The sequence below is a fragment of the Pseudoalteromonas sp. SR41-7 genome (genome assembly GCF_014163935.1).
Classification (GTDB): domain Bacteria; phylum Pseudomonadota; class Gammaproteobacteria; order Enterobacterales; family Alteromonadaceae; genus Pseudoalteromonas; species Pseudoalteromonas distincta.
The window spans coordinates 161488-184110 of the sequence record NZ_JACJEF010000007.1; the positions used below are offsets into that span (position 1 = coordinate 161488).

Consider the following 22623-nt stretch of genomic DNA (forward strand, 5'->3'; position numbering starts at 1 on the left):
TATGCCTACTTTAAAGTTTGATATAAATAAAATTAGAAAAGACTTCCCGACATTAAATCAAACAATAAACGGCTGCCCGCTTGTTTATTTAGACTCAGCAGCAACCTCACAAAAGCCTCAATCAGTTATAGATACAATTACTGAGTTTTATACGTCTCAAAATGCAAATGTACACCGTGGACGCCATACACTTAGCGAACAGGCCACTTATTCTTATGAACAAGTCCGGGATAAAACTGCAAGGTTTTTTAATGTCTTAAGTAAAGAGATTGTATGGACTAAAGGTGCTACAGAAGCCATAAATTTGGTCGCTAACGGCTTAAAAAAGCGTTTAGATGAAAGTCATACCATAATAATATCTCCGCTTGAGCATCACGCAAACATAGTGCCTTGGCAACTAGTAAGCCAACAGACGGGAGCTAAATTAGTCTCTCTGCCGCTTAATAATAACGGCACGCTAAACACCCAACAATGCTGTGAATTTATAAAAGAAACAAAACCTGCCTTATTAGCGATTACACAAGCATCGAACACACTGGGTAATATCACTGATTTAAAGCCACTAATTGTAGCTGCAAAAGAGGTGAATTCGCTTGTTTTAGTCGATGGAGCCCAAGGTGCACTGCATTTAAAACCCGATTTACGTGAATTAAACTGTGACTTTTATGTTTGCTCAAGCCATAAAATGCTCGGTCCAACAGGCTTAGGTGTACTTTATGGCCAATATGAAGAGCTAAATACGCTAGATATTTACCAATCCGGCGGTGAAATGATCGATAAAGTTTACTTAACTCATAGCACTTATCGCCCTGCGCCTGCAAAATTTGAAACTGGCACACCAAATATTTCTGGAGTTTTAGGCTTTGGTGCCGCATTAGACTATTTAAATGAATTAGATCACATGCAAATACAGCAATATGAACAAGAATTGTTTAGTTACGCGGCACAAAAATTGGTAAAGGTGGATGGCATTACCATATTCAGCAACCTATCTGACAATATTGGTACACTCTGTTTTAATTTTAAAGATGAACATCCTTATGATTTGGCAACTTTACTTGACGTATATGGGGTTGCAGTCAGAAGTGGACACCATTGTACGCAACCATTAATGACACATTTAGGGCTTGATGGAACGTTAAGAGCGAGTTTTTCTTTTTATAATACCTACACAGATGTAGATATATTCATTGATTCACTTAAAAAATGTATCGCTTTATTAGATTGAACGCCAGTTTAATAGAATTAATTAGGATAACTCATGACAAATACGTTTAAAAAAGTCACAGAATCTATAAAAAATGCGACCGCTTGGCAGCAAAAATATCGTGAGATAATGCTTTTAGGAAAAACGTTACCGGCTTTAGCTGATGTTTTGAAAACTGATGATGCACTTGTACCAGGCTGTGAAAGCAAAGTATGGATGTTCGTTGAATTTGACTTAACCGAAAATACACTTGTTGTAATAGGTGACTCTGATACTCGTATAGTAAAAGGATTATTAGCCATTATTTTAGCGCTTTACAACGGGCTTACACCAGAACAGGTAGTGAATAAAAATGCGTATGAAGAATTTGAAAAGCTCGGCCTTATAAGCCACTTAAGCGCATCACGTGGTAATGGTATTAAAGCCATGGTTGATAAGATACAAACCATGGCACAACACAAGCTTAGTTAACGAAAACTAAGCTTGTGAGCGTTGTTTTTTATCTAGATATTTACGCACCGCTTTTGCAGCAACAAAAAAACCAAAGCTTCCTGTGATCATAGTCACAGAGCCAAAACCATTATTACAGTCCATATTCATTGTGCCATCAGCACTTTGCTTAGCATGACATACGCTGCCATCGCTTCCTGGGTAAACCAATTGCTCTGTTGAGTAAACACAATCAATATTAAACTTACGTTTAGGATTATTACTAAAATTATATTGCTTGCGCAAAATATAGCGCACCTTTGCAAGTAATGGGTCTTGCGTAGTTTTAGCTACATCACCAAAAGTTATTTGGCTAGGATCTGTTTGCCCGCCAGCACCACCAGTTGTAATTATAGGTAGTTTATTACGTTTACAGTGAGCAATTAATGCTGCTTTTTCTTTAACTGCATCAATACAATCAATTACATAATCAAAACCTTGAATATGCTCTTGAATATTATCAAGCGTAATAAAGTCATCTATTACACTAATTTGGCATTCTGGGTTAATAAGCTCGCAGCGCGCTTTCATTGCATCGACTTTAGCTTGACCAATAGTGCCCGTTAACGCATGAATTTGCCTATTTACGTTAGTGGCGCAAATATCATCCAAATCTATAAGTGTTATTTTACCAACACCAGTACGCGCAAGTGCTTCTGCTGTCCAGCTTCCTACACCACCAATACCTACTACACAAAAATGTGCTTCTTGAAGCCAATCAAACTGTTGATGACCATATAAACGTTTAATACCACCAAAACGTATATCTGTAACTTTTTCGCTCATTTACCAATCCAGTTGCCATGGCGATTGCCATGCTTGAAAATCTTGATGTTTAATTAACGCCAAATACTCATCACCACTATCGGGTAATAAAGTTAGCTGTATTTGTTCACCTTGCCATAAAAAGCTTAACGCATATGCATGTAAATAGGTACGATTAGAAGGCGCGCCTGAATACATTGCATCGCCTAAAATAGCTGCGCCCACACTTTTTAGTGCCACTCTTAGTTGATGTGTTTTGCCAGAGTAAGGTTTTAAAATATACCCTCTAAATCCTGGCTTATAACTCAGAGAATAGAATCGGGTGATTGCAGGGTTAAGTGTACTCGTTAGTAACTTAAACGAGCCACGGCGAGACTTAGCCATATCGCCTTTTATCCACCCCTGCTTCTTTTTTGGTTTAGCATCACTAATCGCTAAATAAAATTTAGCAATCGCATGCTCAGTAAACATAACAGTAAAGGCGGCTGCAGCGGCTTTGTTTCTTGCTAAAATAATAAGCCCTGATGTCACTTTATCTAAACGATGAACGGCATAAAGCTTTTGCGATAATTGTTGTTCGGCTAAAACAACAAAGCCGGGTCCCTCTTCAGAATGAAAATTAAGACCCGCTGGCTTTTCTAAAATATAAAAGTCGTTATGTGTATAAACAACTTTTATTATCTTACTTACTTGCTCACTCACACGTTTTTACTTTTAATATGCGCTATCACTTTAGCTAAGTCATCAGGCGTATCTACACCTGCATGAGGGGCTATTTGAGCTTGTTCTATTTTAATTTTATAACCGTGATACAAAACACGTAACTGCTCAAGTGATTCAAGTAATTCTAATGGTGATACACTCAGCTCTATGTATTGTTTAATAAAACCCGCTCTGTACGCATAAATACCTACATGGCGTTGAAACGGGGCTAAATTAAGGGCAGTGCTATCACCCATCATCGTATTTCTATCAAACGGTATACTTGCACGAGAGAAATACAGGGCATTTTTATTTATATCGCTAACCACTTTAACGGCATTAGGATTAAATACTTCATCACGTTCTTCAATAGCAACACTTAACGTTGCCATTGGTGCTGTTGAATCACTTAATAGTGCAGCAACTTGAGATACGTTTTCTGGTGCAAGTAATGGCTCATCGCCTTGTACATTAACCACAATTTTATTGCTATCAAGTTTAAGCAAATCAACCACTTCAGCTAATCGTTCAGTACCCGACTGGTGATCTTCACGCGTCATTACTACATCATTAGTAAACATACTTACTGCATCAAATACTTTTTGATGATCGGTTGCTATAACTACTTTACTAGCACCTGATAAACATGCTTTTTCGTAAACGTGTTGAACCATTGGCTTGCCACAAATATCAGCAAGCGGTTTACCTGGTAGTCGGGTCGATGCAAAACGAGCAGGAATTACAACTACGAATTCCACTTTTCAACCTCTTCTAAAGATAACTCACGTGCTTCATTTTCAAGTAATACTGGAATATCATCTTGAACAGGATAAGCAAGCTTAGCTGCTGTGCTAATTAGTTCGTTGTTGTCTCTATCAAAGCGTAATTTTCCCTTGCAAACAGGGCACGCAATTATCTCGAGTAATTTTGTATCAAAGGCCATTGAGTATTCCTTTTTCTTTTAATATTGAATTTAATTTGTTTATTACGCTATCGGTAGGTTGTGCATCTACTGGTAAATAATACCAATTAGGCTTTGCAAAGGGCTTACATTTAACGGCATCTTTTTCGGTCATTATAATGCAATCATCACCAAATTGGGCAAAATCATCTACTGTATAAGCATAATGATCTCTAAAATGATGAGTCGATAATAACGTAATATCTTGTGCTTCTAATGAGTTTTCAAACCGTTTAGGGTTCCCAATTGCACTTATTGCATGTGCTTCACTTACGTTACTTTTTGCATAGTCGCTTGAGTTAACTAAGCGAAGATTACTTACTTGTAATGTGTAGCTATTATTAGCCTCACCACCATTTTCAATTACTATATCGACAATTTGCAAACGTTTAGTTGTTTCACGAAGTGGCCCTGCTGGCATAACAAAGCCATTACCAAAACGACGCTCACTATCAACAATACAACACTCAATGCTACGAGGCATTTTATAATGCTGCATTCCATCATCAGAAATAATAACATCGAGTGTATAATTATTTTCTAATAAATCGATATTGTGCTGTCTATTAGGCCCAACCGCTATTGGGCACTTTAAACGATGGTATAAAAGTACGGGCTCATCTCCAGCCTGCTGAGCATCTACAAGCTCAGTAACTAACAGTGGGTAATTTTCTGATTGCCCGCCATATCCTCTACTAATAATTCCTACTGATAAACCTTGTTGTGTTAAATGACCATACAGCCACAAAACAAAAGGCGTTTTACCATTACCGCCAACACTTATATTGCCAACTACAATTACAGGCGTTTTGCACTCAAAAGGTTTAAGTATTTTAGCGCTGTATAAGTATTTTCGAAATGACGATACAACCCAAAACAAAGCACTTAATGGTAATAACAGTAAAGTAATTAGACCAAATGGTTTATACCAGCTTTGTTCTATTTTACTCACGCCTGATCACCAAACTGCATTTTGCAAAGGGCTGAATAAGTACCGTCATTTGCTAATAAGCTATTGTGATCGCCACTTTCAATTACACGACCGTTATCAATAACATAGATTCGGTCACTGTTTTCGATAGTAGATAAGCGATGCGCAATAACAATTGAGGTTTTATCTTTCATTAGCGTTTCTAATGCTTGCTGAATAAGCTTTTCTGATTCGGTATCAAGTGCTGATGTAGCCTCGTCTAAAATCAAAATAGGTGCGTCTTTTAATATTGCACGTGCTATCGCTATACGCTGGCGTTGACCGCCGGAGAGCATTACACCATTTTCACCTACCATGGTGTTTAATTGCTCTGGCAGGTCTTTAACAAACTCCCAAACATGCGCCTGTTTAGCAACTTGCTCTAATTCTTCCTCAGACACATCATGCTTTATGCCATAACAAATATTGTTAGCAATCGTATCGTTAAATAACACGACTTGTTGAGACACTAAAGCAAATTGGCGACGCAAATCTGTTAATTTATAATCCTGCAGGGCTATACCATCAAGTAATATTTCACTCGGTAACTCTAAGTCATAGTAGCGTGGTAATAAATTAGAAATTGTTGATTTACCCGAGCCTGAGCGCCCAACTAAGGCAATACTTTCACCCGCTTTAATCGTTAGCGACAAATCGTTTAATACGGCTTCATCTTTTGTTGGGTACTTAAAGGTTACATTTTTAACTTCAATTACCCCTTTAACTTTATCGACTGAAACGGTGCCAGTATCTTTTTCCATTTCTTCATCTAAAACTAAAAATATACTTTGAGCTGCAGAGATACCACGCTGCATATCGCTATTAACATTGGCGAGTTGTTTTAGCGGTCGCAATAGCATCATCATTGAGGCAATCAATGCCATGAAGTCACCTGAGGTAATCGTATCAATCATTGATGGAAGAGATACAGCCCATAAAATAACAGCCATAGCACTTGCTGCTAATATTTGAATAATTGATACACTTAAAGCCTTTGTCGCATCCATTTTAATGCGCTGCTGGCGGTTATGATTATTAATCTTTGAGAAATGGTTTATTTCTTGGTCTTGTCCGCCAAATCCATGAATAACTTTATGTCCGCTAAGCATTTGTTCAGAGCTACGTGTAACCTGCCCCATAGCTGATTGGATACTTTTAGAAATATGGCGAAAACGTTTCGATACAACCGCTACAATAATAGCAACGAGAGGGATGATGACTAGAAATATAAGTGAGAGCTTCCAACTGGTATAAAACATTACACCAAGTAAAAAGACAACAAAGGCTCCTTCACGTACAACAATAAGTAACGCTTTAGTAATTGCTTGTTGAACTTGCTCTGTGTCAAAAGTGATTTTTGAAATTAAATCGCCTGTTGAGTTTTTGTCATGAAAAGAAACGGGTAAATGCAATATGTGCTCAAATAACTCTTGGCGTAAAGAGCGTACAACTTGAGAGCCCACATAACTTAAACAGTACGAAGACATAAAGTTAAAAACACCACGCCCTAGTACTAACGCGATAACTACAAAAGGAGCGTACTTTAAAACTTCTGTATTTCGCTGGTTTAAACCTTGATCAATAAACGGCTTCATTAATTGAATGAATAAAGCATCCATTGCTGAATAGCCTATCATCCCAACAATTGCGATAAAAGCGACGCTTTTGTATGCGCCAACATACGAGACAAGACGTTTATAAATTTGTGCAGTACTTTGATCCATAACACTCTCTAAATACAGTAACTCCCTGTATTGTATCCTTCGATGAGATAAAACTAAACGTCAATCTTTGATAAACCAATAACTTTCCTGCCCTCTTGCTGTTTCTATGACCAAATTGTTTGAGTAGAATTTAATACTAATTTGTCCTTCAACGCCTGTTGTAAATTGCTCGGCGCTTATTGCTTTGTAACGCTCGACGACAACGGGCTTGGGAAATTCCCACTGTCCTTTATAAGCACTTGAATGAATCACAACTTTAGGAGCTACATCACTAATAAAATTAACACTTGAGGATGTATCACTGCCATGATGCGGGCTTAACATGACTGTACTTTTCAACGGTGTATTATTCGCTAATAAGGAGGCTTCACGAGATTTTGATATATCACCTGTAAATAACACACTATAAGTATTACTCGATACTCTAACAACGCATGAATCGTCGTTTTCATTCCCATACCCTCTAGTGCTAAAGCTTTCTACTCTTAAACCGACAAAATCAACACTTTGGACTTCACACACACTAAGTGTATTTTCAGGGTGAAATTGCTTTAATGTTTCCCCAAATCCAGCTTCAATAAAATGCTGTATTCCTCCAGCGTGATCGCTGTCTTCATGACTTAGAATCGCTGTTTTTACTGTGAAATTATTTGCTTTTATATAAGGCAATAAGATACTTCGCGTACGACTAAAACGATTAAAATAACTTGGACCAAAATCATAGATAAGCACTTGGTTATCTTTTTCAATTAATGCCATGAGACCATGCCCAACATCAAACACATGAAGTTGCCAGTTAGGCTTTTCTTTTAGAAGATTATTCAATAAAAGTACTGTTAAAGGAATGAAACAGAGCAATTTATAGGGGAGGAAGTAAATCATCAACATAGTAATATAGGTAAAAATGACGAATATTAACTCGATTCTTCCTGTTGTCAGCCATCTTAACGACTCGGGTATTTCATAAAGTAATTTAAATAACGCATATAACCCTGTATCAAACAAATGTATTAAATTACCTATATCTATAAAAGTACTCAGTAATGTAAAAACAATCAAAAATGGTAAAATAATGATGGAAAGAAACGGTATCGCAATTAAGTTAATCACTAGTCCCGCAATACTTACGCCATTAAAAAAATAAAGTGAAAGTGGTAATAAACCGATAAACAATGCTACTTGAATAACAAATAACGCAATAATTTTGTTTTTGATTCGTGTATTTAATATTGGTAATTTATTAATAACAGTAAAAATTATAGCGACCGCTAAAAATGAAAAATACAGACCTGGATTAAGTAAATTAAATGGGTTAACAGTAAGCACTATAACCAAGGCAAATAAAATACTACGCCAACGCAGCGGCTGTTTAGCAAGAAAATAAAGTAACAAATAACAACCCAGCATAATTAGCGCTCGCGTTGCTGATACTAAAAAGTCACTTAAATATACGTAAACTAATGCAGCTATAAAACCGAACGAACTGTAGTAAAGTGTAAGGTTAAATGATTGACCAATTGAAAAGTTTATTTTCGTACAGATAAATCGAATGAATAAATAACCAAAGCTAAAAATCAAACCAATATGTAAACCCGATATAGCCAGTAAATGACTTAACCCAAGTGATTGCATTAATTGTTTATCTGTATAGCTCATTAACGATTTATCACCACTGAGTAATGCATAATAGAGCCACTGCAATCTTGTATTTGTATAGGTATTTTTAATGAAGTTTTGATAATCTAGTACGATGCTTTGTTTATCGCTGTGTATTATATTAAGCTCTTTATTGAGAACTTTGCCTTTAAATAATATTCTATTTATAAATGCATAACGTTCAGTATCAAACACATTAAAATTTTTATTACTGCGAAAATATTTTAAATGGATTAATGCAGAGAATTCATCCCCGACTGTAAAAGGCTGTGCAGAATTAACACTGAGCATTGCTTTGGGTGCTCTAAAATTCGAAAAGCTACTCCCATCTAATGCCACTATTTTGGCTTTGATATACTGTGGTTTTTTATCAGAAATAATCTCTTCAACAACTAATGTAGAATCAAGTGCATACTTTTCGTTCGGTTTTGGTATTTCAAAACTATAAAAAAGGTAAAAATGCATACCAACAAAGCAAATTGCACAAATAAAGCCTAACAATACGTTTAAAAACGGCTTAAAATAAGCGCTCACTATTACAATGAAAATTGTGAAGACTGTAAATTCGAGAGTTTGATAATAAAACACGGTTGCTACACAGCCAATTACAAACCCAAGACTTATCCACACTGATGTAAATGGTTGCTTTAAATGGCTAAAAAAACGATCCAAAGATTTTTACCTGATCCAAATAAAATTAGACATCATAAATCACTAAAAATATTTGGACGACTTTTGCAAGACGCAAATCTTTGGCATTTAAATAGACGTTCAGCTCGAGGGGCCTTCGCGGTCGGGTTATTTTTTGCTTTCATCCCTGTTCCTTTTCAAATGGTTTTAGCCGCAGCAGGTGCTATATTATTTAGGGTTAATTTACCCATATCAGTTGCTTTAGTATGGCTTACGAATCCATTAACCATGCCACCTATCTTTTATGGCTCATACTTAGTGGGTACGTTAATACTTAATCAGCCAGAACAACACTTTGTATTTGAAGCAAGTTGGTCTTGGTTTTTAGAAAGTATAGAAACAATTGGTCCTGCATTTTTATTAGGTTCATTAGTATGTGCTTCTATTGCATCAATTATAGGATATTTTGGTATCGATATTATTTGGCGCCGCTCTGTGAAAAAAGCATGGTTATCACGAAATAATTAGTGGCGTTAAAGCTAAAGAATCGCTGCAATCCTAATCTAATAAAATATTATAGACGAAAAAAAACCAACTTTATCAAGTTGGTTTTTTTATAATCAATAAACTTTAAAAGCGAAATACACGCCTTAAGCCAACCAGTGGTAATAACAATAATGTATACCAAGGGAAGCTAGCAGAGTTACGCTCATAAACTTCAGCTTCTACTGGAGCACAGCTTTCTACTTCACCATTTGCAATGGGCGTTAGTTTAACTGCTATTGCAATACTCTCATATTCAATTTCACCATTAATATCAGTTACTACACCGCCTAATGAATCTAGCTTTTCAACTGTTTTAGTCGCAGTACCAAATATTTCATTATTTTCGTTGATAGCAGTCGCTTCAACCATAGTATAAGCGTAATCAGTTTCACCGTCGGTGTCATAACAAGGCAGTAAATCGTTTAGATTAGTGATTTTGTCTTCACCAATTTTGTAAATAAAGGCCTCTTTGAGTCGCGAGCTATCAGAAACACCCACTTCCCCTTCACCTACAATATAACCTTGGTTGTTTATATCGTTACCGTAAGAACTTGAGCTTGAAAAGTAATCAGTAGGGAAAACCGTACTACCCGTTGCTATATCATGGTAAAAGAATTTATTACGAAGAGTGCCTTCAATACGCTTAGTTGCATAACCTGTAATTACATCGTTATCATTAATAGCAATTGATTTACCAGACTGCCAGTCATCTTCTTGATTAATAAAATCAACAACCGCACCGTCTTTAAAATAAACTGGCATTGTAAGAATTGTATCGTCATTTTTGTAATAACGTGTATTCGATGATCCTACAATTGTCCCGTTGTTGTTCACTGCTAAAGCAGTACTTGTAAATGCATCATCTTCCGCTTCACCTTCGTCAGGTGTCAGTGCCATACCAAGCTCTTCAACAGACGTGATATTAAGTGATTCATCAAGTTCCCATTTAACAGCGCGCTTATTAAATAAGCCTCGTGTAATATTTGTATTTAACAAGTTGATACATACTGACGTAGGTTCGTCTTCATTATCACAGTTATCATCAATATTATCTTGTCTGTCATCTGGAATGCTTGTAGACATGTTACCTACAACGGTATAACCACTGTTAGTTTTAATAATATCGTTGGCACGACTTGTACCACCGTATTCATTAAACTCAGGCTCTAACTCAACACTTACACTGCCATCAGCGCTTATTACAATCCCACGCTCTATAAATTCATGAGTAAACCATGTTTCTGCATCATCTTCACCATCAGGTGTAAAAGATACTTTATCGTATGGAGCGCTTCCCCAACCGACTGTAACACCATCTTCAGTTACAGCATTAAAAAGGTTAGTAGTTGAACGTGTTAGTCCGTCATAATCAACAGATGCAATATCAAATAATGGTTGCTCAGTTATTTGTGTATCATTATATTTTATGCCTACTAATGAGCTTAATTTTTGATATTCAAAATTTGTAGAAATTGAAGATAAAAAACTAACCATGAAAGTGTGTGCATCAGCATTAGTAAGTACCGCATCATTATTTTCAATGTCATCAAGTGTGAAGGTAATCTCTTTATCACTTAATTCAAATGCTGCCTCTGTATTGTCATAGCTATTTTCAATAAGGTTTTCAGTAAAATCTATATAGCTTGTATCAATAGGTAAATTGTATAAACCATTTGCGAAACCAATAATATGCCCGCTTTCGCTTACATCTGTTACATAAGAATATTTAGCGTCTTCAAGAGTCCCTAATTCACTTAACTGGTACGTCGCACTTGTTGCTGAAGTGCTTAATGTCGCTAAAATACTGGCAGCGAGTAATTTATATTTCATTTTAATCCTTACTACTGATTCTGTAATTCTTCAAGTTCTTCCCATCGCTCAAGGGCAGCTTCAAGGTAAGACTCAAGTTGTGCTAAATGGTTCAATGCTTTAGTTGTTACATCACTCTCTTGTTTAAAAAAGTTAGCGTCACTCACTACAGCTTGTTGAGCTTCAATTTCAGCTTCTAGTTTTTCCATTTTATTCGGTAGTTGCTCTAATTCAAGTTTTAATTTGTAAGAGAGTTTATTTGTCTTAGCTGCTGGTTTTGCAGCTGGAGCGGCTACTTTTTCAACTTTTTTTACTGGTTGTTGCTGAATTTTTTTTTCTTGTTCAGCTAAGTAACCTACATAAGCTTCATAGTCGCTATAACCACCGACGATATCTGTTACTTTACCATTGCCTTCAAATGCCCATACACTAGAACATGTATTATCAATAAATTCTCGGTCATGGCTTACAATCAGCACTGTACCTTGATATTGATTAATAATGTCCTCTAGTAACTCTAACGTTTCAATGTCCAAGTCATTCGTTGGCTCATCGAGAACAAGTATATTAGATGGTTTTAAAAACAGTTTAGCTAATAACAGTCTATTTTTTTCACCACCAGAGAGTGCTTTAACCGGGGTTCGAGCGCGGGCTGGAGGGAATAAAAAGTCTTGCAGGTAACCTAAAACATGACGTGAACGACCGCCCATCATCACTTCTTGTTTACCTTCGGCAACGTTATCTTGAACAGTTGCTTCTTCGTCAAGTTTTTCACGGTATTGGTCAAAGTAAGCAAACTCTAAATTAACACCTTGCTTAGTAATACCACTATCTGGTTCTAAATCACCAAACATTAGTTTTAATAGTGTTGTTTTACCAATACCATTTGGGCCTACTAAGCCAATTCTGTCGCCACGCATTACAAGTGTCGAAAAATCATCAGCAATAACTTTGTCTTTAAATGCATGGCAAAGGTTCTTAGCTTCAAATACCAACTTACCTGAGCGATCAGCTGTTTCAATATTAAAGTCAGTTTTTCCAACTTGATCAACACGTTGCTTGCGCTCATTACGTAGCTGTTTTAGCTCTCGAACACGCCCTTCGTTACGCGTTCTTCGCGCTTTAACACCCTGGCGAATCCACGTTTCTTCTTCAGCTAAACGCTTATCAAACAATGCATTTTGCGCTTCTTCTACTTTTAAATCATGCGCTTTTTGCTCTAGATAAGTCGCGTAATCACCTGGGTAGGAAATAAGTTTACCGCGATCTAAATCTAAAATACGCGTAGCGACAGCGCGAATAAACGCACGGTCATGCGATATAAATACAATGCCGCCTTTAAATTCTTTTAAAAACTGTTCAAGCCACATTACACTTGCCATATCTAAATGGTTTGTTGGCTCATCTAGTAATAATAAGTCAGGCTCACTTACAAGTGCACGCGCAAGTGCTACTTTACGTAACCAGCCACCAGAAAGAGACTCAAGCTTAGCCTCTGGTGTTAATTCTAATTGTGTCAAAACTAATTGAATTCGGCTATCAAAACGCCAACCATCAGCGGCTTCAAGTTGGTTTGATAAACGTTCAAGTTTATTTAATAACTTATCAGTACATTGTGTTTGCAGTTCGTTGCTAACATGATGAAAATCAATGAGTAGGTTAGCGATTTCTGGCATACCCTGTGCGACGTAATCAAATACAGTTCCGCTTGCACCTTTTGGTGGATCTTGCTCTAAACGAGAAATTCGAATACCACCAAGCTGATTTATTTCACCATCATCTAAAACAACTTGTCCATCGAGTACTTTTAATAACGTTGACTTACCCGCGCCATTTCGACCAACTACACACACTCTTTCGCCACTTTCTATAACAGCGTCTGCTTTGTTAAGCAAAGCATGTGTACCAAAAGCAAGTTGTGCTTTTAAAATTCTTATTAAATCCATAGTTCTTATTTGCTCTTATTCTGCTTGTGCTAAAAATTTGCGCACAGAGTGTAAAGTAAAAGGCCAATATAATTTCTCGCCTTTTTCACTTTTTAATACAGGAATAGTAATTTGATACTCAGCAATAAGCTGCTCATCAGTCATAATATCGATTAGTAATAACTCACTGTTGTCATTTAGTACATCAGTGATAAGTTGCTCAGCCTGTTCGCACAAGTGGCAACCATCAGTATGATATAAAATCCATTTAGCCATGCGTAATTAGCCAGCTATTATGGATTTTTTTATTACGTTTGAAGTCTGGTGATAGCGTTTTATCTGAGATATTAACGGCTTTTAAACCTAAACCAATCAGGCCAACTTCATCCATTACAAAACCACGTTTGTTATTAGAGAAAATCAAAGTACCTGATGGACTTAAGATCTTTTTAACCCACGTTAATAATTTAATGTGATCACTTTGCACATCAAACGCGTCTTTCATACGTTTTGAGTTTGAGAACGTTGGAGGGTCTAAAAATATCAAATCATATTGTGCTGTCGCATGCTCTAACCATTTTAAACAATCTGCTTGTTCAAAACGGTAACGTGTATTACTGATATTGTTTAAATCGAAGTTATCTTGGCCCCATTTTAAATAGGTTTTAGATAAATCAACTGTTGTAATTGCTTTAGCGCCACCAAGTGCAGCATGCACAGAGGCAGTACCTGTGTATGCAAACAAGTTTAAAAAGCGCTTATCTTTCGCATTTTCTTGAATATAACGACGCATTAAACGGTGATCTAAAAACAAACCTGTGTCTAAGTAGTCAAATAAATTAACTTTAAACTTAGCACCAAACTCTTCAACTACCATAGTGCGGTTTTGTTTAGACATGGCCGTATACTGCTCTTCGCCCTTTTGCTTTTTACGCACTTTTACAGCAATATTTTCAGGTGAGATATCAAGTTGTTGCGAAGTCAATGTTATTACGTCTTGCAGGCGTTTTTCTGATGTTTTTTCATCAATTTCTTTAGGCGCTGCATATTCAAAAATAACCGCAGAATCACCGTAAATATCTACAGCAACATTGTACTCAGGGATATCCGCTTCATAAACACGATAAGCGTCTACTTTATTTTGTTTAAGCCAGTTTTTTAAGCCTTGCTTATTCTTTTTCAATCTATTTGCGAATGACGTAGAGCCCTCAAAATTAAGCGCTTTTTTATCATCGGTAGTCAAACTTACTTGCTTATCATCTAATTGATATAAGTTAAGTTCAACATCAAGTGGGCCATTTTTAAACTTATAACGCTTAAGGCGCACAAGTTTTAAAAGTTTAAATAAGCTCTCGTCCATACCTAGTAAGGCAAGTTTCCAATGATTAAAGTGCTTTTTAAAGCCAACACCTAAATTACGGTGTAAATCAACAAGCTCAGCCATAGAACCAATACGTTCACCATAAGGTAAGTTTGAAATTACAACACCCGGTAATTTTGCAACAGCAGTAAGTTTAGTTGCGTCGCTTTGCTTAAACTTAATAACATCATCAAGCTCAGCACGTTTGGCATTATCAATCGCTTTATTTAAAACTTGTTCATCGTAATCGTGGCCAATTAACCACAATTTAGGATCGGTAATGTTAGCAAGTAACTCTTCTTTAAGTTCTTTAAATTTAGCGGCTCTAAAACTAGGTAAACGCTCAAAAGCAAAGCCTTCACGAAATAATCCCGGTGCTTCGTTTCGTGCCATCCCAGCCGCTTCGATTAAAATAGTACCCGCACCACAACATGGATCGAATAAAGGTTGTTTTACATTATCAAGCCAACCACTTCGTTTAATTAATGCAGCAGCTAAATGTTCTTTAATTGGTGCTTTACCTTGACCTTGACGGTAACCACGTTCAGACAAACGAGGGCCCGAATAATCTATATACATAGAAACGCCGTAACGATTTAATCGTGCAACAACACGCACATTTGCATCTTGCTTATCAACGTTAGGACGCTGCTCGTATAAATCATTAAAGTAGTCAACAATCGCATCTTTTATTACAAGACCCGAAAATTGTGTGTTTTTTAATGAGTCATTGGTACCGTTGAAGTCGACAGCGAATGTTTGAGTTGGTCCAAACCACTCTTGCCAAGGTTGCGAGCGAGCAAAATTATACAGGCTATTCTTGTCATCTACGCCTTCTTTTTCTTCAATAAGCATAAGCACACGCGTTGCAAAACGACTTGATAAACAAACCTTTTGCGCCAGTAATGAGTCAGCCTCAAAACGAACAGAACCAACAGTTTGCTTAGACACAGTTGCGCCAAGTTCTGTTAGTTCATCAACCAATAAATTTTCGATTCCGATAGAAGTAAGTGCGATAAATTGCAAAGTAATAACCCTTAATAGCTAATTGCGCAGGATTATAACATAGGTTGGGCGACAAACACGCCATAAAGACACGCTTAAGACTTAAATTTGGTTAGGCGGTTTGATTTTGATATTGCTGATTTAGGATGGGGTGGACTCGATTATTCAAAATACGGATTACTTCAAATTGTGCTAAAGATAAATTTTCGTCTAATTTAAAGGTTGCGCTTAAATTTAAGCAAATAGATGCATCAGGGCAATGCTCTACAATTAAAAAATCGCCAGTCTGCGATTTAGATATTAATTTTACTATTGCTTCTACACTTGGCTCTGTTCCAGTGTACTCTTCAAAAAACCAGCTTTTTGATAAAACGGGTTTTAAGTGATACTTAACGGCGGTTGCATTTAGCGATATTTGACAAATTTGAGCAGCAGACCACAATTCAAACCCATCTAAATAGTTATAAACTTGTTCATAAAATGCAGCATCTTCTAAACTAAAACGTGGATTTTTAAAAACAGAATCGGTGAGTTGTCTTAACTTATAGGGCGTACATAATTGCATGTCGTCATTTAAATCAAGTAACAAACGATTTTTATTAGGACAAGTAATCCACTGCCATTGCTTTGATGCTTGTAACATTTACTCCTCCTTGGGTATGTTGAATAATTATTGCTCACAGTATAACCGCTTTTGACCACTTTTAAAATGCTTGCTTAGAACATTTATCGAACGATCAAAAGCTTAGATAACTGATCCTTATAAGCCGTTAACGATCGACTTTACCAATTGTGGACCTTTGTAGATGAACCCAGTATAAACCTGGACTAAATTTGCGCCTGCATCGAACTTTTCTTTTGCTGATTGCGCATCATCTATTCCGCCTACTCCGATGATTGGTAACTTACCTTGTGTTAAGCGTTTCAATTCACTCACTACCTCTGTAGAACGCATTCTAACTGGGTGACCTGATAAACCGCCGGCTTCTTCTGCATATAGCTGGCCCATAACTGCAGCTCGCTCAAGCGTGGTGTTGGTGGCAATTACACCATCGATTTTATTATTTAAAAGTGACTCACTTACTTGCTCTATTTGAATTTGATCTAGATCCGGTGCAATTTTTACAAGCATAGGCACTTGTTTATTGTGCTTTGCAACTAAATCTAGCTGTTCGTTTTTAAGACTTTGCAGTAAATCATCAAGTGTAGCGCCATATTGCAAATCACGTAAGCCAGGTGTATTTGGTGATGAAATATTTACCGTAATATATGAGGCATGTTCAAATACTTTACGCATACAATGAATATAGTCATCTTTACCTTGTTCATTTGGCGTATCTTTATTTTTACCAATATTAATACCGAGTATGCCGCTGTATTTTGCTGCTTTTACATTTGCAACTAAGTTATCAACGCCTTTATTATTAAAACCCATACGGTTAATAATAGCGTTTGATTCTGGCAACCTAAAAATACGAGGTTTATCATTACCAGCTTGAGCACGCGGCGTAATAGTGCCAACTTCAATAAAACCAAAGCCCATTTGGCTGAATGCATCAATACATTCCGCATTTTTATCAAGGCCAGCTGCTAGCCCTACAGGGTTTTTAAATTTCAGACCCAAAAAATCGACTGGCTTATCAGAAATATTTTGCGACCAAGCTAAATTTAAAGGTGTATTGGTAAAACGACGAAGATTATTAAGTGCAAACTCATGCGCCCACTCCGCATCACGGGTAAACATAAAACGGCGAGCTAAATCATAAAACATCAATATAATCCTCTTTTTAAATTTTAGACAAAAAAATACCTCAGACAAGGCTGAGGTATTGTATAACAATTTTAACAATCAGTTATTTATTTACTAAACAATTAACTGGTTAAAGCTAAATTATTTTCCTGATGTATCACAATTGTGGCTTAACAACATAAGTTCACGAAGTGCGACCGAGAACTTAGCAAAGTCGTGGCTTTGTGATGTTTTAAACTCAGCCAGCATTTGTTTCCAGCGTTGAAGTAATAAATCTTGGCTATCCATCCACTCGTCTATTTGACTATCAACATCGCTCTCATCACCTTCAAAGCTATTTAATACAACTTCAGATAACGTACGTTGCTGCCAATCAAGCTCTTCTCGATAAGACGAGCGAGCAAGTGCTTGCCAATGATTTGCTACTGGTTGCTTAGTTATTTGCTCTAAGAACCAATGCAGACCCATTCTTGCACCTAGTTTAAAGTAAGTATTGGACACCATCGAAATACTCTTACCTGAACTATTCGCAACTTCTGCTAAATCCATCACAGAGAATAAGCTTGATAAAGAAACAATACGATTAGCTATATCTGTTGGAACGCCCGCGTCAATTAACTTATTGGCCTCAATTACAATACGATCATTTTCTTTTACAATCATATACGTATTTAAGTTATCGCTTAAATCTTTAAAGGTTGGCGCAAAGAATTCAATTCCTTGTTCAATAGTTTGTGACTTATTACGGTGACGTAAGAACCAACGCGTTGCACGGCGCACAGTACGACGAAGTTGGTAAAGCATTTCAGTTTGAACTGCTGCTGGTATTTTATTATCAAGTGCACTAATAGAAGACCATGTTTCACGCATTTCAAATATTTCGCTAGCAATTGAGTAACACATTGCTATCTCAGCTTCATTAGCACCAGTTTCTTCATGCATACGTACCATGAAGTTTAAACCCATATCGTTAACGATACTGTTAGCAAGTTTAGTTGCAATAATTTCTTTACGAAGTGGGTGGTTGTTCATCGCATCGTTAAACTTCTCACGCAATGGACGTGGGAATGACTTAACAAGCAATTGGCGATAGTAAGGGTTTTCAGTAATTTCATCACTTACTAAAGACTCTTTTAATACCATTTTTGCGTAAGACACTAGCACTGAAAGCTCAGGACGAGTTAAGTCTTTACCTGCAGCGGCGCGTTCTGCCAATTCTTCATCACTTGGAATAAATTCGATAGCACGGTTTAACTTGCCTTCTTTTTCAAGCGCATGAATAAAGCGAATCTTTTCTTTGAGCGTTGAAGTTCCTTTAGACTGCGTAATTGAAATAGTATGTGTTTGACGGTAACAGTCTTTTAATACTAATTCAGAAACTTCATCTGTCATTGAGTAAAGTAGCTCATCACGTTGTTTACGTGTTAGGTCACCTTCAGCGACTAAGCCATTAAGTAAAATCTTAATGTTAACTTCGTTATCTGAACAGGCAACACCCCCTACGTTATCAATGAAGTCAGTATTAACACGACCACCTTTAGCTGCAAATTCAACACGACCTAATTGCGTTGCACCTAAGTTACCGCCCTCACCTATTATTTTAGCGCCTAAATCTCTACCATTGATACGTAGTGCATCGTTTGCACGATCCCCTACATCGGCATCAGTTTCTTTAGAGTGTTTAATGTATGTACCAATACCGCCATTCCACAGTAAATCAAACTCCATCATTAATGAGGCTTTCATTAACTCATTTGGTGTCATACTAGCTTTTTTAGTGCCCAACATTTTTTTCATTTCTGGGCTAAGCGTAATTGATTTAGCTGCACGAGAGAACACACCGCCACCGGCAGAAATTAGCTCTTTATTGTAATCTTCCCAAGAAGAACGCGGCATATTAAATAAACGTTCGCGCTCAGGGTAAGATGTAGCAGCATCTGGATTAGGGTCAACAAAAATGTGCATATGGTTAAAGGCAACTTGTAGACGAATATGCTTAGATAACAGCATACCATTACCAAATACATCGCCTGCCATATCGCCAATTGCTACGACTGTAAAGTCGGTAGATTGACAATCAATATCCATTTCACGGAAATGTCGTTTAACTGACTCCCATGCGCCTTTTGCTGTGATACCCATTTTCTTATGGTCATAACCAACCGAGCCACCAGATGCAAATGCATCACCTAGCCAGAAATTGTATTCGTTAGCAATGCCATTTGCGATATCAGAGAAAGTAGCGGTTCCTTTATCGGCTGCAACTACTAGGTAAGCATCATCTTCATCGTGACGAACAACATCGCGCGCTGGTACTATTTCACCACGCTCAATATTATCAGTAATATCTAAAAGACCACGGATAAAGATTTTATAACACTCTTGGCCTTCTTTGATAAACGCTTCACGCTCAGTCGGTAGTTGTTTACATACAAAGCCACCTTTAGAACCTACAGGTACGATTACCGTATTTTTAACTTGTTGTGCTTTAACTAAGCCAAGTACTTCAGTACGGAAGTCTTCACGACGATCTGACCAACGCAGACCACCACGTGCTACTTTGCCGTAACGTAAATGCACACCTTCTACGCGCGGAGAATAAACAAAAATTTCAAACGCAGGTAAAGGAAGTGGTACATCAGGAATTAAGCTAGGTTGTATTTTAAACGACACATAAGACTTAAACTGTCCGGCATCGTCTTTTTGGAAATAGTTAGTACGCAGCGTCGCAACAATCATATCTACGTATAAACGTATAATACGGTCATCATCAAGGTTTGCTACATTTTCAAGCTCTAAATAAATTTGCGTGCTTAGCTTTTCAAGTGTTTTAGCACTTGCAGGGCTTTTAACTGAGAACTTTTTAGCAAACAAGTTAACAATTTGCGCTGCGATATTTGGATAATTTGCAAATGTACTTTCTATGTAGCTTTGTGAGAAAGTTACACCAATTTGACGCATGTACTTAGCGTACGCACGTAAGATAGATGCTTCGCGGCCTGTTAGGCCACCCATTAACACTAAACGGTTAAAACCATCGTTTTCAAGACGGTTGCCCCAAACATTTGTTAATGCAGCACGAAAACGTGCTGAGATTTTATCAAAATCTGCCATCCCTTTGCTGTCAATAAGCATCGAGAAGTCCATGATCCAGTTGATACGACCATCGCTAGTTTTAACTGAATATGGTGTTTCACCAACAACACGAAGGCCAAAGTTTTCAAGCATTGGCATGACATCAGATAAGTGAATCGGCTCATCTTTATGGAATAAGCTTAATCGTACAATATTGCTGTTTGCTTCTTCTTGAGGACGATAAAACAGCATTTCTAGTTTGTTTTCATCGCTAAGTAGTTCTAACTTTTCAATATCAACAACCGCAGCACTTGGAAGCACTTCATCTTTGTATGAGCGTGCAAACGCGTTACAGTATTTACGATTTAAATCGTTACCACGAGCTTCACCCGCAGACTCTAAAAGAGCAGATTGAAGTTTATCTTCCCACGTACGTGCAGCTTCTACTAAATTGTTTTCGATGTCTTTCACGTTATATTCGATCTTGTTGTCGGTCACACGAACGGTGTAATGAGTACGCGCCAGTGTTGACTCAGAGAAATAAGTAGTAAATTCGACTTTATCGTCAGAATTAAATGCATTAGCTAATATATCTTGCGTTTCACGACGAAGAGCCGTGTTATAACGCTCGCGAGGTACATAAACCATACAAGATAAAAAACGACCATACGCATCTTTACGTACAAACAAGCGACACATATCGCGCTCTTGTACTTGTAACACACCCATAGCAACTTCAAGTAGCTCACCTTCGCGCGCTTGAACTAGCTCATCACGTGGGTAGGTTTCTAAAATATTTAAAACAGCTTTGTAAGCGTGAGTACCTTTAGCAAAATCACACATTTCCATAATGCGATTAATTTTACTTTTTAACACAGGTACATCAGTAGCACTGTTATTGTAAAAGCTTGATGAGAATAAACCGATAAAGCGGTCTTCACCAATTACATTGCCTTCATCGTCAAAACGCTTAATGCCAACATAATCAATGTAAGCTGGACGATGAACACGAGAAACAGAGTTAGTTTTTGTTAAAATCAGTAGGTTGCTGCTACGAGCTTCTTGACGTGCAACTTCAGGTAATTCTGATAATAAGCGAGTGTGTTCTTCAGTAGAGTTTTTCATCAAGCCTAGGCTTGTATCCATTTTACCTTTTAGTTGGTAATCACCTTGAACTGGGCTTAACTCATATTCACGGTAACCCATTAGGGTAAAATTATCTTTAGCTAACCAATCTAAAAACTCAGTTGTTTCTGAAACTTCATCTTTACTTTTATTATGATGACGTTTAGGTAACTCTTTAGTCACTGCAATTAATTTTTTACGGATTGGTTGCCAATCATCAACAGCAACTGATACATCAACTAGCACAGACTCTAATTCTTTTTTGAAAGACTCAATCACAGAAGAATCTGTTTGACGGTCAATTTCAATAAAAAATACTGTTTTAGTAGATGAAGATTCTTGCTCTGCTTTTAAATTTGATAATCCAGAAATTTTAGCGTTTTCATCACGCTTAATTTTTAATGGGCAGTGAAGTAATAAGTGAGAGGCGATATTTTCACGAGTCATGGCCATACGAACAGAATCAACTAAGAACGGCATATCTTTAGTGATAATTTCAACGATTGTATGTGATGACTGCCAGCCATCTTTTGCCACTTCTGGATTGAAAACGCGGATAACTGCGTCGTCAGTAGTATTTTTTTCTAGCGAGTTCCAAAGGCTTAATGCTGCGCCATATAGGTCACTATCGTTGCGGTTTGCCAAATCCTCTTTAGACATATTGCTGTACAAGGCTTTGGCGAATTTCTCAACGAGTAACACATTATCAGCGCGAACTTTTTTCTGGATCAGCTTACAGACATTATCTAGGATAACCGAGGCTTGGCCTTCATTTCGTGTCATTGTATGTTCCTTAATCTATTACTGCTAAAAGCAGAATATTTGTACAGCGTATTATTAGCGTGGAGTCAGTTAAATTCTAACCCTTTTACAGCTAATAAACAGCCTTTTCGATGAAAACATTTTAAGCATTTCAGCTATTTG

Annotated in this window: 17 protein-coding genes; 3 read left to right on the forward strand and 14 right to left on the reverse strand. The window is 37.2% G+C overall.

Features of this window, described 5'->3' with window-relative positions:
* Nucleotide 1: 1 nt before the first annotated feature.
* Nucleotides 2-1228 (forward strand): SufS family cysteine desulfurase, encoded by a 1227-nt coding sequence (locus tag H5092_RS11895; RefSeq protein WP_182733566.1) that lies wholly within the window; start codon nt 2-4, stop codon nt 1226-1228.
* 33 nt (nt 1229-1261) lie between these two features.
* The gene (locus H5092_RS11900; RefSeq protein ID WP_165723481.1) at nt 1262-1678 is read left to right on the forward strand and encodes a SufE family protein; all 417 of its coding nucleotides are present in this window, start codon (nt 1262-1264) and stop codon (nt 1676-1678) included.
* 6 nt (nt 1679-1684) lie between these two features.
* Here the strand turns inward: H5092_RS11900 and tcdA are convergent, their stop codons facing one another.
* Genes tcdA through H5092_RS11935 form a run of 7 tightly spaced genes read right to left on the reverse strand, consistent with a single transcriptional unit; the run spans nt 1685 to nt 9146 of the window.
* Nucleotides 1685-2482 (reverse strand): tRNA cyclic N6-threonylcarbamoyladenosine(37) synthase TcdA, encoded by a 798-nt coding sequence (tcdA, locus tag H5092_RS11905; RefSeq protein WP_002961793.1) that lies wholly within the window; start codon nt 2480-2482, stop codon nt 1685-1687.
* Nucleotides 2483-3163 (reverse strand): TIGR01621 family pseudouridine synthase, encoded by a 681-nt coding sequence (locus H5092_RS11910; RefSeq protein WP_182695657.1) that lies wholly within the window; start codon nt 3161-3163, stop codon nt 2483-2485.
* Nucleotides 3160-3921 carry a 3-deoxy-manno-octulosonate cytidylyltransferase gene (kdsB, locus tag H5092_RS11915; RefSeq protein WP_182733567.1) on the reverse strand — a complete coding sequence of 254 codons (762 nt, stop codon included), beginning with the start codon at nt 3919-3921 and terminating at the stop codon, nt 3160-3162. Before kdsB ends, H5092_RS11910 begins: the two co-directional genes overlap by 4 nt.
* Complete coding sequence (locus H5092_RS11920) at nt 3909-4106, reverse strand: Trm112 family protein (RefSeq protein ID WP_182681254.1); 198 nt, start codon at nt 4104-4106, stop codon at nt 3909-3911. Before H5092_RS11920 ends, kdsB begins: the two co-directional genes overlap by 13 nt.
* Complete coding sequence (gene lpxK, locus H5092_RS11925; RefSeq protein ID WP_182733568.1) at nt 4096-5076, reverse strand: tetraacyldisaccharide 4'-kinase; 981 nt, start codon at nt 5074-5076, stop codon at nt 4096-4098. Before lpxK ends, H5092_RS11920 begins: the two co-directional genes overlap by 11 nt.
* Complete coding sequence (gene msbA / locus H5092_RS11930) at nt 5073-6818, reverse strand: lipid A export permease/ATP-binding protein MsbA (protein WP_182715531.1); 1746 nt, start codon at nt 6816-6818, stop codon at nt 5073-5075. The genes lpxK and msbA overlap by 4 nt, the downstream gene beginning before the upstream one ends.
* A 60-nt stretch (nt 6819-6878) precedes the next feature.
* On the reverse strand, nt 6879-9146 hold the full coding sequence (locus H5092_RS11935) for a DNA internalization-related competence protein ComEC/Rec2 (RefSeq protein WP_182733569.1): 2268 nt from the start codon (nt 9144-9146) through the stop codon (nt 6879-6881).
* Between H5092_RS11935 and H5092_RS11940 the strand changes: the two genes are divergently transcribed.
* Nucleotides 9126-9632 carry a DUF2062 domain-containing protein gene (locus H5092_RS11940; protein WP_024595571.1) on the forward strand — a complete coding sequence of 169 codons (507 nt, stop codon included), beginning with the start codon at nt 9126-9128 and terminating at the stop codon, nt 9630-9632. The two genes, H5092_RS11935 and H5092_RS11940, sit on opposite strands and share 21 nt — an antisense overlap.
* 102 nt (nt 9633-9734) lie before the next feature.
* Here the strand turns inward: H5092_RS11940 and H5092_RS11945 are convergent, their stop codons facing one another.
* The 7 genes from H5092_RS11945 to H5092_RS11975 all read right to left on the reverse strand — a co-directional run bounded on the left by H5092_RS11945 (nt 9735) and on the right by H5092_RS11975 (nt 22482).
* Nucleotides 9735-11480 (reverse strand): DUF3466 family protein, encoded by a 1746-nt coding sequence (locus H5092_RS11945; protein WP_182692356.1) that lies wholly within the window; start codon nt 11478-11480, stop codon nt 9735-9737.
* An 11-nt stretch (nt 11481-11491) separates the two neighbouring features.
* A complete protein-coding gene (locus tag H5092_RS11950) occupies nt 11492-13405 on the reverse strand; it encodes an ABC transporter ATP-binding protein (RefSeq protein ID WP_182733570.1) in 1914 nt (637 codons plus the stop codon).
* Nucleotides 13406-13420: 15 nt separating this feature from the next.
* Nucleotides 13421-13660 (reverse strand): glutaredoxin family protein, encoded by a 240-nt coding sequence (locus H5092_RS11955; RefSeq protein ID WP_182733571.1) that lies wholly within the window; start codon nt 13658-13660, stop codon nt 13421-13423.
* Nucleotides 13653-15770 (reverse strand): bifunctional 23S rRNA (guanine(2069)-N(7))-methyltransferase RlmK/23S rRNA (guanine(2445)-N(2))-methyltransferase RlmL, encoded by a 2118-nt coding sequence (gene rlmKL / locus H5092_RS11960; RefSeq protein WP_138489126.1) that lies wholly within the window; start codon nt 15768-15770, stop codon nt 13653-13655. The genes H5092_RS11955 and rlmKL overlap by 8 nt, the downstream gene beginning before the upstream one ends.
* A gap of 91 nt (nt 15771-15861) precedes the next feature.
* Nucleotides 15862-16392, reverse strand: coding sequence for a cell division protein ZapC domain-containing protein (locus H5092_RS11965; protein ID WP_182733572.1), 531 nt, complete (start codon nt 16390-16392; stop codon nt 15862-15864).
* Nucleotides 16393-16509: 117 nt separating this feature from the next.
* Complete coding sequence (gene pyrD / locus H5092_RS11970) at nt 16510-17520, reverse strand: quinone-dependent dihydroorotate dehydrogenase (protein WP_182733573.1); 1011 nt, start codon at nt 17518-17520, stop codon at nt 16510-16512.
* A gap of 120 nt (nt 17521-17640) precedes the next feature.
* Nucleotides 17641-22482 (reverse strand): NAD-glutamate dehydrogenase, encoded by a 4842-nt coding sequence (locus tag H5092_RS11975; protein WP_182733574.1) that lies wholly within the window; start codon nt 22480-22482, stop codon nt 17641-17643.
* Between the last annotated feature and the right edge of the window lie 141 nt (nt 22483-22623).